Annotated in this window: 9 protein-coding genes and 1 tRNA gene; all 10 read left to right on the forward strand. The window is 58.3% G+C overall.

The features are described 5' to 3' along the window. Window positions 1–147 precede the first annotated feature (147 nt). The 10 genes from rpsU to pqqF all read left to right on the forward strand — a co-directional run bounded on the left by rpsU (window position 148) and on the right by pqqF (window position 15,356). Entirely contained in the window at window positions 148–363 is a 216-nt protein-coding gene (rpsU, locus tag RMV17_RS26900; RefSeq protein ID WP_002551877.1) for a 30S ribosomal protein S21, read from the forward strand. Between the two features lie 486 nt (window positions 364–849). Then, window positions 850–2,814, forward strand: coding sequence for a DNA primase (dnaG, locus tag RMV17_RS26905; RefSeq protein WP_311883815.1), 1,965 nt, complete (start codon window positions 850–852; stop codon window positions 2,812–2,814). 67 nt (window positions 2,815–2,881) lie between these two features. Next, on the forward strand, window positions 2,882–4,726 hold the full coding sequence (gene rpoD, locus RMV17_RS26910) for an RNA polymerase sigma factor RpoD (protein WP_034155075.1): 1,845 nt from the start codon (window positions 2,882–2,884) through the stop codon (window positions 4,724–4,726). A gap of 126 nt (window positions 4,727–4,852) precedes the next feature. Next, window positions 4,853–8,599, forward strand: coding sequence for a bifunctional diguanylate cyclase/phosphodiesterase (locus tag RMV17_RS26915; RefSeq protein WP_034155074.1), 3,747 nt, complete (start codon window positions 4,853–4,855; stop codon window positions 8,597–8,599). A gap of 15 nt (window positions 8,600–8,614) precedes the next feature. Continuing rightward, a tRNA-Ile gene (locus tag RMV17_RS26920) sits at window positions 8,615–8,691 on the forward strand. A 137-nt stretch (window positions 8,692–8,828) separates the two neighbouring features. Further along, entirely contained in the window at window positions 8,829–9,569 is a 741-nt protein-coding gene (locus tag RMV17_RS26925; protein WP_311883819.1) for a hypothetical protein, read from the forward strand. 158 nt (window positions 9,570–9,727) lie between these two features. Beyond that, window positions 9,728–10,189, forward strand: coding sequence for an Lrp/AsnC family transcriptional regulator (locus tag RMV17_RS26930; RefSeq protein ID WP_311883820.1), 462 nt, complete (start codon window positions 9,728–9,730; stop codon window positions 10,187–10,189). Window positions 10,190–10,413: 224 nt separating this feature from the next. Beyond that, on the forward strand, window positions 10,414–12,096 hold the full coding sequence (locus tag RMV17_RS26935) for a flavin monoamine oxidase family protein (protein WP_034155059.1): 1,683 nt from the start codon (window positions 10,414–10,416) through the stop codon (window positions 12,094–12,096). 12 nt (window positions 12,097–12,108) lie between these two features. After that, window positions 12,109–12,903 (forward strand): carbon-nitrogen hydrolase family protein, encoded by a 795-nt coding sequence (locus tag RMV17_RS26940; RefSeq protein ID WP_311883823.1) that lies wholly within the window; start codon window positions 12,109–12,111, stop codon window positions 12,901–12,903. 38 nt (window positions 12,904–12,941) lie between these two features. Next, window positions 12,942–15,356 carry a pyrroloquinoline quinone biosynthesis protein PqqF gene (gene pqqF / locus RMV17_RS26945; RefSeq protein ID WP_311883824.1) on the forward strand — a complete coding sequence of 805 codons (2,415 nt, stop codon included), beginning with the start codon at window positions 12,942–12,944 and terminating at the stop codon, window positions 15,354–15,356. The last annotated feature ends 70 nt before the right edge of the window (window positions 15,357–15,426 follow it).

Here is a 15,426-nt window from a genome sequence, read left to right on the forward strand (position 1 = left end):
GTGATGCCCCGACCAGCGGTTTTCGATCAGAGGCTTTGCATTCCGAGCGATGAGGGGTTAACATCCGCAACCCTTAAAAACCGACGTCTTCAAGTGCTCTTTTGCCGCGAGGATGTTGACCCCGGTAATGAATGAAGGTAGCTCTGGATGCCAGCCGTCAAAGTTAAAGAGAACGAACCCTTCGACGTAGCTCTGCGTCGTTTCAAGCGCTCCTGCGAAAAAGCCGGTGTACTGGCTGAAGTTCGTAGCCGCGAATTTTACGAGAAGCCAACTTCTGAGCGTAAGCGCAAAGCAGCAGCCGCTGTTAAGCGTCACGCCAAGAAAGTTCAGCGCGAACAGCGCCGCGCCGTTCGTCTGTACTAATACACAGACGTTCGTTGCAAGCTTCTTTGCCTAAGCCCGGCTCTCAGCCGGGCTAATGGCATTTGCGTAAAACGCTTGATGCTTCAACGTCGAAGCCGCACACGCGACCAAGACGAATCTGCTTCACACGTCAGACCTGGCTCTTTTGCCAGCGGTGCACGTCTTTTCTGACGAGCCTTTCAAGGCTACTGACGAGCACACCCACTGATTCCTCTTACGACGATCAGCCCAAGGCACCTGCATGCGTGCCCGCTTTATTGAGCTATCCGAGGTCCTTAACCGGCCGTCAGCGGATTCAGCGCAACACTTTCAAATAGTCGAAGACTGATGAGTACTAACGTCAGGGGATTTTCGGCAGATACACTTCCCGACAGCGATTACGCAGACGACACCGGTCGAGCCGCACATTTTGCGCGCTTCAAACAATGACCCGCGTCCGGCAGCCTTTCGCATCGGACTTATTACAGCGCAGACGACGAGAACGCCATGGCCGGGCTGATTCCCCAGAGCTTCATTGACGACCTGCTGAACCGCACCGACATCGTCGATGTGGTCAGTTCGCGCGTGCAATTGAAGAAGGCCGGCAAGAACTACACCGCCTGTTGCCCGTTTCACAAAGAGAAAACCCCGTCTTTCAGCGTCAGCCCCGACAAGCAGTTCTATTACTGCTTCGGCTGCGGCGCCGGCGGCAACGCCCTCGGCTTTCTCATGGATCACGACAACCTGGATTTCCCCCAGGCCGTCGAGGATCTGGCGAAAGCCGCCGGCATGGAAATCCCCCGCGAAGAAAGCGGCCGCGAGCGCAAGCCACGGCAACCGACTGATTCGCCGCTATATCCATTGCTCACCGCTGCTGCCGATTTTTACAAGCAGGCGCTCAAGAGCCATCCGGCCCGCAAGGCTGCCGTGGATTACCTCAAGGGCCGCGGCCTGACCGGCGAGATCGCCCGTGACTTCGGTCTAGGCTTCGCGCCGCCGGGCTGGGACAACCTGTTCAAACACTTGAGCAGCGACACACTTCAGCAAAAAGCCATGATCGACGCCGGCCTGCTGATCGAGAACGCCGAAACCGGCAAACGCTATGACCGCTTCCGCGATCGCGTGATGTTTCCGATCCGCGATACCCGTGGCCGAATCATCGCTTTCGGCGGCCGCGTTCTCGGCGACGACAAACCGAAATACCTGAACTCACCGGAAACCCCGGTCTTCCATAAAGGCCAGGAACTCTACGGCCTCTATGAAGCGCGAAAGAACAACCGCAACCTCGACGAAATCATCGTCGTCGAGGGATATATGGATGTCATCGCCCTCGCCCAGCAAGGCCTGAAGAATGCCGTCGCGACGCTCGGCACCGCGACCAGCGAAGAACATTTGAAGCGTCTGTTCCGCGTCGTACCGAACGTATTGTTCTGTTTCGACGGTGACCAGGCCGGCCGCAACGCTGCGTGGCGCGCCCTTGAAGCAACGCTTTCAAGCCTGCAGGACGGCCGTCGTGCGCGCTTCCTGTTTTTGCCCGAAGGCGAAGACCCGGACACTTTGGTTCGCGCCGAAGGCACTGACGCGTTCAAGGCCCGAATCAATCAGCACGCTCAGCCGCTGGCGGATTATTTCTTCCAGCAACTGACCGAAGAAGCCGATCCGCGCTCGCTCGAAGGTAAAGCCCATATGGCGACCCTCGCTGCGCCACTGATCGACAAAGTGCCGGGCGCCAACCTGCGCATCCTGATGCGTCAGCGCCTGACCGAAATCACCGGCCTGAGCAGCGAAACTGTCAGTCAGCTCGCACAAAGTGCACCGCAGGAAGCGCCGCCCGCCTACGATCCAGGCATCGATTACGACGCAATGCCGGACTACAGCGACTACCATCAGCCGCAGGCACAGGACATGTATGTGCCGCAGCAGGAGTGGACGCCGAAGAAACCCGGCGCTGGCGGCAAGAAGTGGGACAAGAAGCCCTGGGACAAAAACGGCAAGCGTGGCGGTGATCGCGATCAGCAACGCCCACGCACGCCGATTGGCGTCGAGTCGCCAACCCTGACCGCCCTGCGCACACTGCTCCATCACCCGCAATTGGCCAAGCGCGTCGAGGATGCCGGACACATTGCGGACGAAAATCAGACCAACGCCCAGCTGCTTGTGGCGCTGCTCGAAGCCGTACAGAAGAATCCCAAGCTAAACTCATTTCAGTTGATCGCGCGATGGCACGGCACTGAACAGGGTCGTTTGCTCAAGGCATTGGCAGAAAAGGAGTGGCTGATTGACGGAGATAACCTTGAACAACAGTTTTTCGACACCATTACTAGCTTGTCAGCCCGCCAACGCGAGCGAAATCTGGAACAGTTGCTCAGGAAAGCGCGTCAAAGCGAACTGAGTATCGAAGAGAAAAATCAACTGCGCGACCTACTAAGTCGCAATGTTTCCGCATCAAACCCGACCTCAACTGGCGCGTGAGGTCATAGCTCAGGTATAATCCTCGGCTTGTTTTTTGCCCGCCAAGACCTTCAGTGGATAGGGTGTTATGTCCGGAAAAGCGCAACAGCAGTCTCGTATTATTGAGTTGATCAAACTGGGTCGTGAGCAGAAGTATCTGACTTACGCCGAGGTCAACGACCACCTGCCCGAGGATATTTCAGATCCTGAGCAGGTGGAAGACATCATCCGCATGATTAACGACATGGGGATCCCCGTACACGAGAGTGCTCCGGATGCGGACGCCCTTATGTTGGCCGACGCCGATACCGACGAGGCCGCTGCGGAAGAAGCAGCCGCTGCGTTGGCAGCGGTGGAGACCGATATCGGTCGCACTACTGACCCTGTGCGCATGTACATGCGTGAAATGGGTACGGTCGAGCTTCTGACTCGTGAAGGCGAAATCGAAATCGCCAAGCGTATCGAAGAGGGCATCCGTGAAGTGATGAGCGCAATCGCGCACTTCCCTGGCACGGTTGACCACATTCTCTCCGAGTACACCCGCGTCACCACCGAAGGTGGTCGCCTGTCCGACGTCCTGAGCGGTTACATCGACCCGGACGACGGCATTGCGCCGCCTGCCGAAGTGCCGCCGCCTGTCGAAGCGAAAGTGGCGAAAGCCGACGACGACACCGACGACGATGAAGCCGAATCTTCCGATGACGAAGAAGAAGCCGAAAGCGGTCCGGATCCGGTCATCGCTGCACAGCGCTTTGGCGCTGTGGCTGATCAGATGGAAGTCACTCGCAAGGCGCTGAAAAAGCACGGTCGCAACAACAAGGCAGCGATTGCCGAGTTGCTCGCACTGGCCGAGCTGTTCATGCCGATCAAACTGGTTCCGAAGCAATTCGAAGGCCTGGTCGAGCGTGTTCGCGGTGCCCTGGATCGTCTGCGTCAGCAAGAGCGCGCGATCATGCAGCTATGTGTACGTGATGCACGTATGCCACGCGCCGATTTCCTGCGTCAGTTCCCGAGCAACGAAGTCGACGAAAGCTGGTCCGACGCCCTGGCCAAAGGCAAGAGCAAATACGCCGAAGCCATCGGCCGCGTGCAGCCGGACATCATCCGTTGCCAGCAGAAACTGATCGCGCTGGAAACCGAGACCGGTCTGACCATCGCAGAAATCAAGGACATCAACCGTCGCATGTCGATCGGTGAGGCCAAGGCCCGCCGCGCGAAGAAAGAGATGGTTGAAGCCAACCTGCGTCTGGTGATCTCGATCGCCAAGAAGTACACCAACCGTGGCCTGCAATTCCTCGATCTGATCCAGGAAGGCAACATCGGTCTGATGAAAGCGGTAGACAAGTTCGAATACCGTCGTGGTTACAAGTTCTCGACTTATGCCACCTGGTGGATCCGTCAGGCGATCACTCGCTCGATCGCCGACCAGGCCCGCACCATCCGTATTCCGGTGCACATGATCGAGACGATCAACAAGCTCAACCGTATTTCCCGGCAGATGTTGCAGGAAATGGGTCGCGAACCGACCCCGGAAGAGCTGGGTGAACGCATGGAAATGCCTGAGGACAAGATCCGCAAGGTATTGAAGATCGCTAAAGAGCCGATCTCCATGGAAACCCCGATCGGTGATGACGAAGACTCCCATCTGGGTGACTTCATCGAAGACTCGACCATGCAGTCGCCAATCGATGTCGCCACTGTTGAGAGCCTGAAAGAAGCGACTCGCGAAGTACTCTCCGGTCTCACTGCCCGTGAAGCCAAAGTACTGCGCATGCGTTTCGGTATCGACATGAACACCGACCACACACTCGAAGAAGTGGGCAAACAGTTTGACGTAACGCGTGAGCGGATCCGTCAGATCGAAGCCAAGGCGCTGCGCAAGCTGCGCCACCCGACGCGAAGCGAGCATCTGCGCTCCTTCCTCGACGAGTGATACCAGAACCCCCGGCCCAGGCCGGGGGTTTTGTTTATATGGCAGATTAAATCCTTCGCAACACCCCTCCCCCGCATACCCCGTCTACACTCGAAACAATCATCCCCGAGCCATAACGAGAGCGTTATGCCCAGATTGGCGTCCGTGCTTTTTTTGCTGTCACTGATGATCTGGACCGCAACGGCTGACGCGCTGACTCTGACCGATGAAGAACGTAGCTGGCTGGCGGCTCACCCGGACTTGCGCCTGGGTGTCGATGCATCGTGGCCGCCCTTTGAGTTTCGCGACGATCAGAGCCGCTACCAGGGCCTGGCTGCCGACTATATCGACGTGATTCGCCAACGCCTGGCGATCAAATTGACGCCCATCGAACCGGTGAGCTGGACGGTGGTGCTGGAACAAGTGAAGTCGGGCAAGATCGACCTTCTACCCGGCATCATGTCCACCCCTGAACGCCAGACCTACCTGTCGTTCACCCGCCCTTATCTCGACTTCCCGATCGTCATCCTCGCCCACATCGGCGGTGCGCAACCACGCAAGCTCGACGACCTGTACGGTTTGAAGATCGCCGTGGTGGAGAACTACGCGCCCCACGAACTGCTGCGCACCCACCACCCCGATCTGAATCTGGTGGCCATGCCCAATGTCAGTTCGGCATTACAGGCGTTGGCGACCGACGAAGTGGACGCCGTGGTCGGCGACCTCGCATCGAGCGTCTGGAGCCTGCGCCAGCTCAAGCTCGACGGCCTCTACGTCAGCGGCGAAACCCCGTATCGCTACCAACTGGCAATGGCCGTGCCCCGCGACAACAAGGTCTTGGTGGGGATTCTCGACAAAGTGCTCGCGGACATGAGCCCTGATGAAATCAGCAGCATTCAGGAGCACTGGGTCGGTAACGTCCTTGATCATCGGACATTCTGGTCGGATCTGTTGATCTACGGTTTGCCGGGGCTGTTGCTGTTGGTGACGATTCTTGCCGTGGTGATCCGCATCAACCGCCGCCTGAGTTCGGAAATCGCCCGACGCATCGACCTCGAACAGGAACTGCGCAGCAGCGAATACCACTATCGCGGCCTGGTCGAAAGCCTGTCGGCCATCGCCTGGGAAGCGCGGATAAGCGACTTCACCTACAGCTATGTGTCGCCCCACGCCGAAGACCTCCTCGGCTACCCCCAATCCCATTGGCTGATCCCCGGCTTCTGGCACAACATCATTCACCCGGCAGATTTGACCCGTACGCAGAGTTACTGCAAGGAGGCCCTGCGCGAGGGGCGTGATCACATCGTCGACTATCGGGTGATCACCGCCGATGGTCGCTGCTTGTGGGTACGCGACATCGTCAGCCTGATCGAACATGGCCATGAGCCGGTGATGCGCGGCTTGATGATCGACATCAGCGAAATAAAACGCACTGAAGAGGCGTTGCGGCTCTCGGAGCAAAAGTTCGCGTCGGTGTTCCAGCAGTGCCCGGATATTCTGGTGATTGCACGGCTGTCCGATGGCTGCCTGCTGGAGGTCAATGAAGCATTTGAAGAGCAGATCGGACTGAAAGCCGAAGAAGTACTTGGCCAAACGGCAACCGATCTGAATATCTGGGGGATTCCCGGCGTCGGCCCGGGACTGCTGCAGCGCCTCCAGGCGGGCAGCATTCGCAATCTGGAGATGCCGTTTCGCCGCAACAACGGCCAGCTGTTTACCGGCCTGATTTCCGCCGAGCCGTTTGACCTCGACACGACCCCTGCGCTTGTCGTCGTGGTGCGTGACATCACCCAGCTCAAGGAAACCCAACAGCAACTGCAAACCTCCGAAGAGAAGTTCGCCAAAGCCTTCCATGCCTCACCGGACGGTTTGTTGTTGTCGCGCCAGAGCGATGGCCTGCTACTGGAGGTCAACGAGGGTTTCAGCCGTATCACCGGCTTCAATAGCGCCATGTCGGTGGACCGCTCGGCGCTGGACCTGGGGATCTGGGTCAATCTCAACGAGCGCAAACAGATGCTCGATCTGTTGCATCGCGACGGCTTCGTCCGTGACTTCACCTGCCATATTCGTCGCAGTGACGGGCAGATTCGCCTCTGCGAAGTGTCCAGTCGGCCGCTGCCGATTGGCGAAGAAGACTGCATGCTGACCATCGCCCGCGACATCACCGAGCGCCACCTGATGCAGGAAAAACTGCAACAGGCCGCCACCGTGTTCGAAAGCACCGCCGAAGGCGTGCTGATTACCGACACCCAACAACACATCAGCGCGGTCAACCGCGCCTTCACCGAGATCACCGGCTACAGCGAAAGTGAAGCGCTCGGGCATACACCGCGCCTGCTCGCCTCCGGCCTGCACGACAGCGCTTTTTACGCGGCAATGTGGCACCAGTTGACCGATGAAGGTCACTGGCAAGGCGAGATCTCCAACCGGCGCAAGAACGGCGAGTTGTACCCGAGCTGGCTGACCATCAGTGCCGTACGCAATCGCGACAAGTTCATCACCCACTTTGTTGCGGTGTTCGCCGACATCTCCAGCCTCAAGCATGCACAGGCGAAACTCGACTATCAGGCACACCACGACCCACTCACCGGCCTGCCAAACCGCACGCTGTTCGAAAACCGCTTGCTGATGGCATTGAATAGTCAGCAGGAAAACGGCGGTCAGGGCGCCGTGCTGTTTCTCGACCTCGACCGTTTCAAACACATCAATGACAGCCTCGGCCACCCGGTTGGCGACCTGCTGCTCAAAGGCATCGCCGTGCGCCTGAAAGAGCAGTTGCGAGACATCGATACCGTGGCGCGTCTGGGCGGCGACGAATTCATCATTCTGCTACCCGGCCTGCAACAGGCCAGTGATGCCGACAACATTGCCACCAAACTGCTCAACTGCTTCGGTGCGCCGTTCCAGGCTGGCGAGCATGAGTTCTTCATCAGCGCCAGCATCGGTACCAGCCTCTATCCACGCGATGGTTGCGACGTTGCCACACTGGTGAAAAACGCCGACGCGGCGATGTACCGTTCCAAAGCCAAGGGCCGCAACCGCGTCGAGAGCTACACCCGCGACCTCACTGCCCAGGCCAGCGAGCGCATAGCGCTGGAGCACGAACTGCGCCGGGCCATCGAGCGCGATGAACTGTTTCTCTACTACCAGCCGAAAATCAGCCTCGACGACCATCGCCTGGTCGGTGCCGAAGCGCTGATCCGCTGGCGCCATCCGACTTTCGGCGACGTACCGCCAGAGCACTTCATTCCGCTGGCCGAAGAGAACGGCATGATCCTGCAGATCGGTGACTGGGTGCTTGAGACCGCGTGCCGGCAAATGTTCGAATGGAATCAGGTTTACGACAGCCTCGGCCCACTCTCGGTAAACCTCGCCGGCGCGCAACTGCGTCAGCCGAATCTGCTCGGACGCATCGAACAGTTGCTCAACGACAACCGCCTGCAGCCGGATTTACTGCAACTGGAAATTACCGAGAATTTCATCATGAGTCAGGCCGAAGAGGCGCTGGCGGTGTTGCACCAGCTCAAACACCTCGGTGTACAACTGGCGATCGATGACTTCGGCACCGGATATTCTTCGCTCAGTTACCTCAAACGACTGCCGCTGGACATCCTCAAAATCGACCAGTCATTCGTTCGCGGACTGCCCGACGACCCACACGACGCGGCCATTGTCCGGGCCATCATCGCGCTGGGCCGGAGCATGCAATTCACCGTCATCGCTGAAGGTGTGGAAACCCAGGCGCAACAACAATTTCTCGCCGCCGAAGGCTGCGAACAGATCCAGGGCTACATCGTCAGCCTGCCGCTGCCACCGGAAGAATTCGCAGCAACGTTTCTTCGTGTAACCGTATCGGATTATTCGGATAGCACAGCCGAGAAACCGTCGCTATAATCCGCGACCTACTGAGGGCCTATAGCTCAGTTGGTTAGAGCAGAGGACTCATAATCCTTTGGTCCACGGTTCAAGTCCGTGTGGGCCCACCAAACATACAAAGGCTTATGCTTGATGGCATAGGCCTTTTTTGTTTTTGTGTCTCGTCAGCCACTCAGTCGACCCCATCCACCTGGATGTGAGTGGCGCCCGCGGACATACGTAAAATCAAATCGCAACGGAGCACGCAATGAGCGTAATGGAAAAGGAACTTCCAGAAATACACATCGACGACACCATCAAGGTTCTCGAACATTTGAGTACATGCAGGCCCCTGAAGGCATCTGCAAGGCGTAGCAGGCTCGAAGTGAATGCGGAGAAATTTGCCAATTGGTGTCTCGTTCTCGGCGGTGCCGGGATGGCCGTCGCTGCCTGCATGGCCTACTGGCATACGTCGCAGACTCCGCTGCCGGAAGGGGCCAAATATCTGGCTCTCTATCTTGTGCTCTTCTCGACAATATCTACTTTGCTGTCGCTGCTTACACCCATGGCGGCACTGATCTATGCGCTCTGCCGATGGGAGACCATCACCTTGAAAAGCATGATTGCCGATGTCAGACACGAGAATGCGTTAGTGGATTCACTTCAACCTCATCCGGAAGTGGCACTTCTAGATGCAAAGTATTGGCTCGAACTCAGAATCAATCGAGCAGAAGCGCGTGTCGCCCTGTTTTTTGGAGAAAAAGCTGCAGCCCTTGCTCTGCTGGGAACGGCTTACGTCTGCGCGGAAAAATTCGGCGGTTTCCCCTGGATCAGTAAGACCTTGTTGGCCGGACCTGTGAGCGGAAATTGGGGTGATAGCGCCTTATTGATGATCATTGCCTTGGTCCTCGGTCTTTCCATAGGAGCGGTATTGCTCAAACGTGTAAATCTTCGATACCGTTTCCAGATCGAACTTATCGATCAAGCTTTACGCAGAATGGCCAGATAACGGTCAATCCAACGCATAAAAATCCGCGTAATTACGCGGATTTTTCGTTTCCATTCTTCGCGTTCCATTGGCCAACCATTCGATTACCGCCCACAAGCGTCTCGTCGGTTGAGCCTGTAACATGCTCGCTCCAAGATCCGCGCCCTATGGAGCCTTCCTTGCCTGACATCCGCCCGCCCGTGCTCGATGAAATCGACCGGCAGCTAATCGCCGCCCTGCAAATCAACGCTCGCGAAAGTGTGGCGATGCTCGCCCGGCAATTGGGCATCGCACGCACCACCGTGACGTCGCGACTGGCGCGGCTGGAAAAGGCTAGAGTGATCACCGGCTATGGCGTGCGCCTGGGTCAGCGCGTGGTCGATGGCGGGCTGCAAGCCTACGTCGGGATCAAGGTGCAACCGCGTTCCGGCAAGGACGTGGTGCGTCGGTTGAGTGCAATGGCGCAGGTGCAGCAGTTGTGTGCGGTGAGTGGCGAGTTTGACTATGTCGCCTGGTTGCGCACCGATTCGCCGGAGCAACTGGATCAGTTGCTGGATCAGATTGGTGGTGTGGATGGGGTGGAGAAGACGACCACATCGATCATTTTGAGTAGCAAGATTGATCGGGGGCAGCCGGTTTAAGATTTTGATCGGGCTTCTCGGGTGAATTTTCAGGGCCTCTTCGCGAGCAGGCTCGCTCCCAAATTTTGGTCGGTGTGTAGTCGATTCTCGTCATATTGATCGCTAATTTTGCAAAACGACGACACTTTGCGTCTTATTAACGTGCTCTACGCTCCCTAGAATGGCTGGCATCTTTTCCTATACTCAGACGCGCATCCCGCGTCGGGTCGCCAGCAAGGTCAGCCATGAACAAGAACAATCGCCATCCTGCAGACGGTAAGAAACCAGTCACCATTTTCGGCCCGGACTTTCCGTTCGCGTTTGACGACTGGATCGAACACCCGGCCGGTCTCGGCACTATTCCTGAACATAATCACGGCGCCGAAGTGGCGATTGTCGGCGCGGGCATCGCCGGGCTGGTGGCCGCCTATGAGCTGATGAAACTCGGTTTGAAACCGGTGGTTTATGAGGCGTCGAAGCTTGGCGGTCGTTTGCGCTCGCAAGCGTTCAACGGCACTGACGGCATCGTCGCTGAACTGGGCGGCATGCGTTTTCCGGTGTCCTCCACCGCGTTCTATCACTACGTCGACAAGCTCGGCCTGGAAACCAAACCGTTCCCGAACCCGCTGACGCCGGCCTCCGGCAGCACCGTGATCGACCTGGAAGGCAAAACCCATTACGCACAGAAACTGGCGGATCTTCCTGCACTGTTTCAGGAAGTGGCTGACGCCTGGGCGGATGCACTGGAAGCCGGCTCGCAGTTCGCCGATATCCAGCAAGCCATTCGCGACCGCGACGTGCCGCGCCTGAAAGAACTGTGGAATACCCTGGTGCCGCTGTGGGACGACCGCACTTTCTACGACTTTGTCGCCACCTCCGAAGCTTTCGCAAAGCTATCGTTCCATCACCGCGAAGTGTTCGGTCAGGTCGGTTTCGGCACCGGCGGCTGGGATTCGGACTTTCCCAACTCGATGTTGGAAATCTTCCGCGTGGTGATGACCAATTGCGACGATCACCAACACCTGGTGGTCGGCGGCGTCGAGCAAGTGCCGCAGGGCATCTGGCGGCATGTGCCGGAGCGCTGCGTGCACTGGCCCGAAGGCACCAGTCTGAAATCCCTGCACCGTGGAGCACCACGTTCCGGCGTGAAGAAAATCGCCCACGCAGCGGATGGCCGTTTCGCCGTCACCGATAATAACGGTGACACCCGCGAATACGCCGCCGTACTGACAACTTGCCAGAGCTGGCTGCTGACCACGCAGATCGAATGCGACGAAACCCTGTTTTCACAGAAGATGTGGATGGCCCTCGACCGCACCCGTTACATGCAGTCGTCGAAGACTTTCGTGATGGTCGACCGGCCATTCTGGAAGGACAAGGACCCGGAAACCGGCCGCGACCTGATGAGCATGACCCTCACCGATCGCCTGACCCGTGGCACCTACCTGTTCGATAACGGCGACGATAAGCCGGGCGTGATCTGCCTGTCGTACTCGTGGATGAGCGACGCCTTGAAGATGCTCCCGCATCCCGTGGAAAAACGCGTTGAACTGGCATTGAACGCATTGAAAAAGATCTACCCGAAAGTCGACATCGCTGCGCGGATCATCGGCGATCCGATCACCGTGTCGTGGGAAGCCGACCCGCACTTCCTCGGTGCATTCAAGGGCGCCTTGCCCGGCCATTACCGCTACAACCAACGCATGTACGCGCACTTCATGCAGGACGAGATGCCAGCCGAGCAGCGCGGGATTTTCATCGCCGGCGATGACGTTTCGTGGACGCCGGCATGGGTTGAAGGCGCAGTGCAGACCTCGCTCAACGCGGTGTGGGGAATCATGAAGCATTTCGGCGGTTCGACACATAAAGCGAACCCGGGCCCGGGTGATGTGTTCAAAGACATCGGCCCTATCGCCCTGCCCGAGTAAGAGGAATCCCTGATGCGTGTAGCCCTTTACCAATGTCCACCGCTGCCACTGGACCCCGCCGCCAACCTGCAACGCTTGCATCAACTGGCGATGGAGGCCAAGGGCGCCGACCTGTTGGTGCTGCCGGAGATGTTCATGACCGGCTACAACATCGGCGCCGAAGCGGTCAGCACCTTGGCCGAGGTCTTTAACGGTGAATGGGCGCAGCAAATCGGCCGAATCGCCAAAGCCGCAGGTTTGGCGATTGTTTACGGCTATCCGGAGCGCACTGCCGACGGGCAGATCTACAACGCCGTGCAGTTGATCGATTCGCACGGTGAGCGCCTGTGCAATTACCGCAAAACGCATCTGTTCGGTGATCTGGATCGCTCGATGTTCAGCCCCGGCGATGATGACTTCCCAATCGTCGAACTCAACGGCTGGAAACTCGGTTTCCTGATCTGCTACGACCTCGAGTTTCCGGAAAACACCCGCCGTCTGGCACTCGCCGGCGCCGAGCTGATTCTGGTGCCGACGGCGAACATGATTCCGTTCGATTTCGTCGCTGATGTCACCGTGCGCTCGCGCGCTTTCGAAAACCAGTGTTACGTGGCCTACGCCAACTATTGCGGCAACGAAGGCGACATCCACTATTGCGGACAAAGCAGCATCGCCGCACCGGATGGCAGCCGCATCGCTCAAGCCGGACTCGACGAAGCGCTGATCGTCGGCGAACTGGATCGGCAGTTGATGCTCGACTCGCGCGCGGCCAATCGCTACCTCAGCGACCGCCGCCCGGAGCTTTACGGCGCGCTGAACCAGCGCTAATCCGCTAGCATTGGCACTTCACTGTTCTGGAAGTGCCCATGCCTGCGCCGACTCACCCCCGCCACCACTCTGAAATCCTGGCCAACGGCTTGCGCGTGACCCTGCGTCATGTGCCCGGTCTGAAGCGCAGCGCCGCTGCGTTGCGCGTGTCTGCCGGTAGCCATGACGTGCCGTTGGCGTGGCCGGGGCTGGCGCATTTTCTGGAGCATTTACTGTTTCTCGGCACCGAGCGTTTTCCTGCCGGTGAAGGGCTGATGGCCTACGTGCAAAGTCACGGAGGGCAAGTGAATGCCAGCACTCGCGAACGTACCACTGACTTTTTCTTTGAGCTGCCGACCCGAGCGTTCAGCGCCGGGCTGGAGCGTCTGTCAGACATGCTCGCCAAGCCGCGTATGAATCTGGACGATCAGTTGCGGGAACGCGAAGTGTTGCAGGCGGAATTTGTCGCATGGTCACAGGATCCTGCGGCGCAGCGGCAGTTTGCGTTGTATGAAGGTTTACCAGCAGATCATCCACTGCGCGGGTTTCACGCGGGTAATCGGCACAGCCTGAAGGTTGAAGATCCGGCATTTCAGCAGGCGTTGAAAGATTTCCACCAACATTTTTATCAGACCGGGCAGATGACCCTGAGCCTGGTCGGGCCACAGAGCCCTGAAGAACTGAAATTGCTGGCGGAGCAATTCGCGGCGGCGTTACCGGCTGGGGATAAAGTTATGCAGGCTGCGCCCCTGCCACTGGCGGTGAAAAGTTATCAACAGGTCGATGAGCAGCGCAGCAATCTACTGCTCACATTCGAGGCCCTGCCTGAATCGTCCAGAGAGGCTCTGGCGTTTCTCTGTCATTGGCTGAACAGCGCCAAGCCCGGCGGCCTGCTGGCGTATTTGCGACAGCAGCAACTGGCGGATGGGTTGAAAGCGGCACCGGTGTATCACTTTGTCGGGCAAGCGTTGCTGCACTTGGAGTTCACCGCTGCCACCGGATCGTTAAACGCCATTCGCGAACAACTGCTCGATTGGTTGAGCTTCTTTGCTCAGCAAGATTGGACGCCATTGCGCAAGGAATACGCAGCCCTGCTGCAACGCCAGCAGCAGGTCAGCGGCGCACTGCAACTGGCGAGGCTCGACAGTGAGCGGTTGGAAAACGGCCTGTCCAATGCCGGCGTTGAAGCTCTTGAACAGATTCTCGGCGAAATCGGCGTTGTGGATAACTTCAGCGAGCACTGGCACCTGCCTGCCGCCAATCCATTCCTGCGAGCCAATGAACCTTTGGCCAACGCCGGACTGATTCGCGGCCAGACCAGCGCTCACCGAGGCCTGCGCACGTTCGCTCAGGATCGTTCGCGCGGCCGTCGTGAACGCTCGCCGATGCAATTCAGCCAGGCGTTGCCGGACTGCACTGATGAAGGCGCGATTTATCTGCGCTGGCAGGTGGAGGCCGCCGCCAGCGCTAACCTGCAATCGCGGTTGCAGCGCAGTCTTTGGCAAACCCGCCAAGACGCGCGCGAGGCCGGAGTCGAATTGTCTTTCAGCGCCACTGGCAACCAATGGCTGCTGAAGCTCACCGGTCTGCAGGAGTCAATGCCCGGTGTCCTCGAGCTCGCGCTGAAATGTCTGACGCAAGTTGACGCCGATTCCCCGCTTGGCGAGCCGCAAACGCCGCTGATCCCCATTCGCCAATTGCTTGAAGCGCTGCCCGAACATGTTCTGCAATCAACGAGAACCGGCGACGATGCGAAACACCTGTGGACAACTTCGCGCTGGGACGGTCTCGCTGTGGGGCTCAACCAACAGAGCCAATCCGCCATGGGTCTGGCCCTTAGCCGTATTCCCGGGATCCCGGACAACCAGCTGCCAGCACCGACGACGGTCACCGCACAACCACACTGGAGCCACATCGAAAGCGCTTCCAGCGAACACGCCTTGCTGCTGTTCTGCCCGACTGCCGACAGTGACATCGCTGCCCATGCGGCGTGGAGAATGCTCGCGCAACTTTGTCAGACGCCGTTCTATCATCGTCTGCGAGTCGAGTTGCAATTGGGCTACGCGGTGTTCAGTGCACTGCGCCAGATGCACGGCCAAACCGCCCTCCTGTTCGGTGTGCAATCGCCAAATGCCAGGCCTGCGGAGTTGCTCGAGCACCTTCAACAGTTTCTCAACGGCATTCCAGCCCTGATCGAACAGCTCGATGAGGTCAGCCTCAGCCAGCACCGGCAAAACCTCGCTGAACAATTCGACAGCGCCACGCTGGCCGGCAAAGAGGCGGCCGAATTGCTCTGGCAGGCCAGACTCGCGGGCCACTCGTCGGATTATCTCGCACAATTGACCGTCGCCATCGGCCAACTGGATCGCCAGACATTGCTCGCGGCGGCTCAACGCTTGATCAATGCAGAAGGCGGCTGGCTCTGCCTCGCTAGCGATCCAGTGCCTGGAAGCCCATGGCAAGCCGTCAAATGATCATTACCGAGGCTGCAAGGAGCTTTCTCAAAGATTCACGGGCATTTACCCGGAAATTTTGAGTAACATA

It is taken from the genome of Pseudomonas sp. VD-NE ins, from assembly GCF_031882575.1.
Classification (GTDB): Bacteria; Pseudomonadota; Gammaproteobacteria; order Pseudomonadales; family Pseudomonadaceae; genus Aquipseudomonas; species Aquipseudomonas fluorescens_BZ.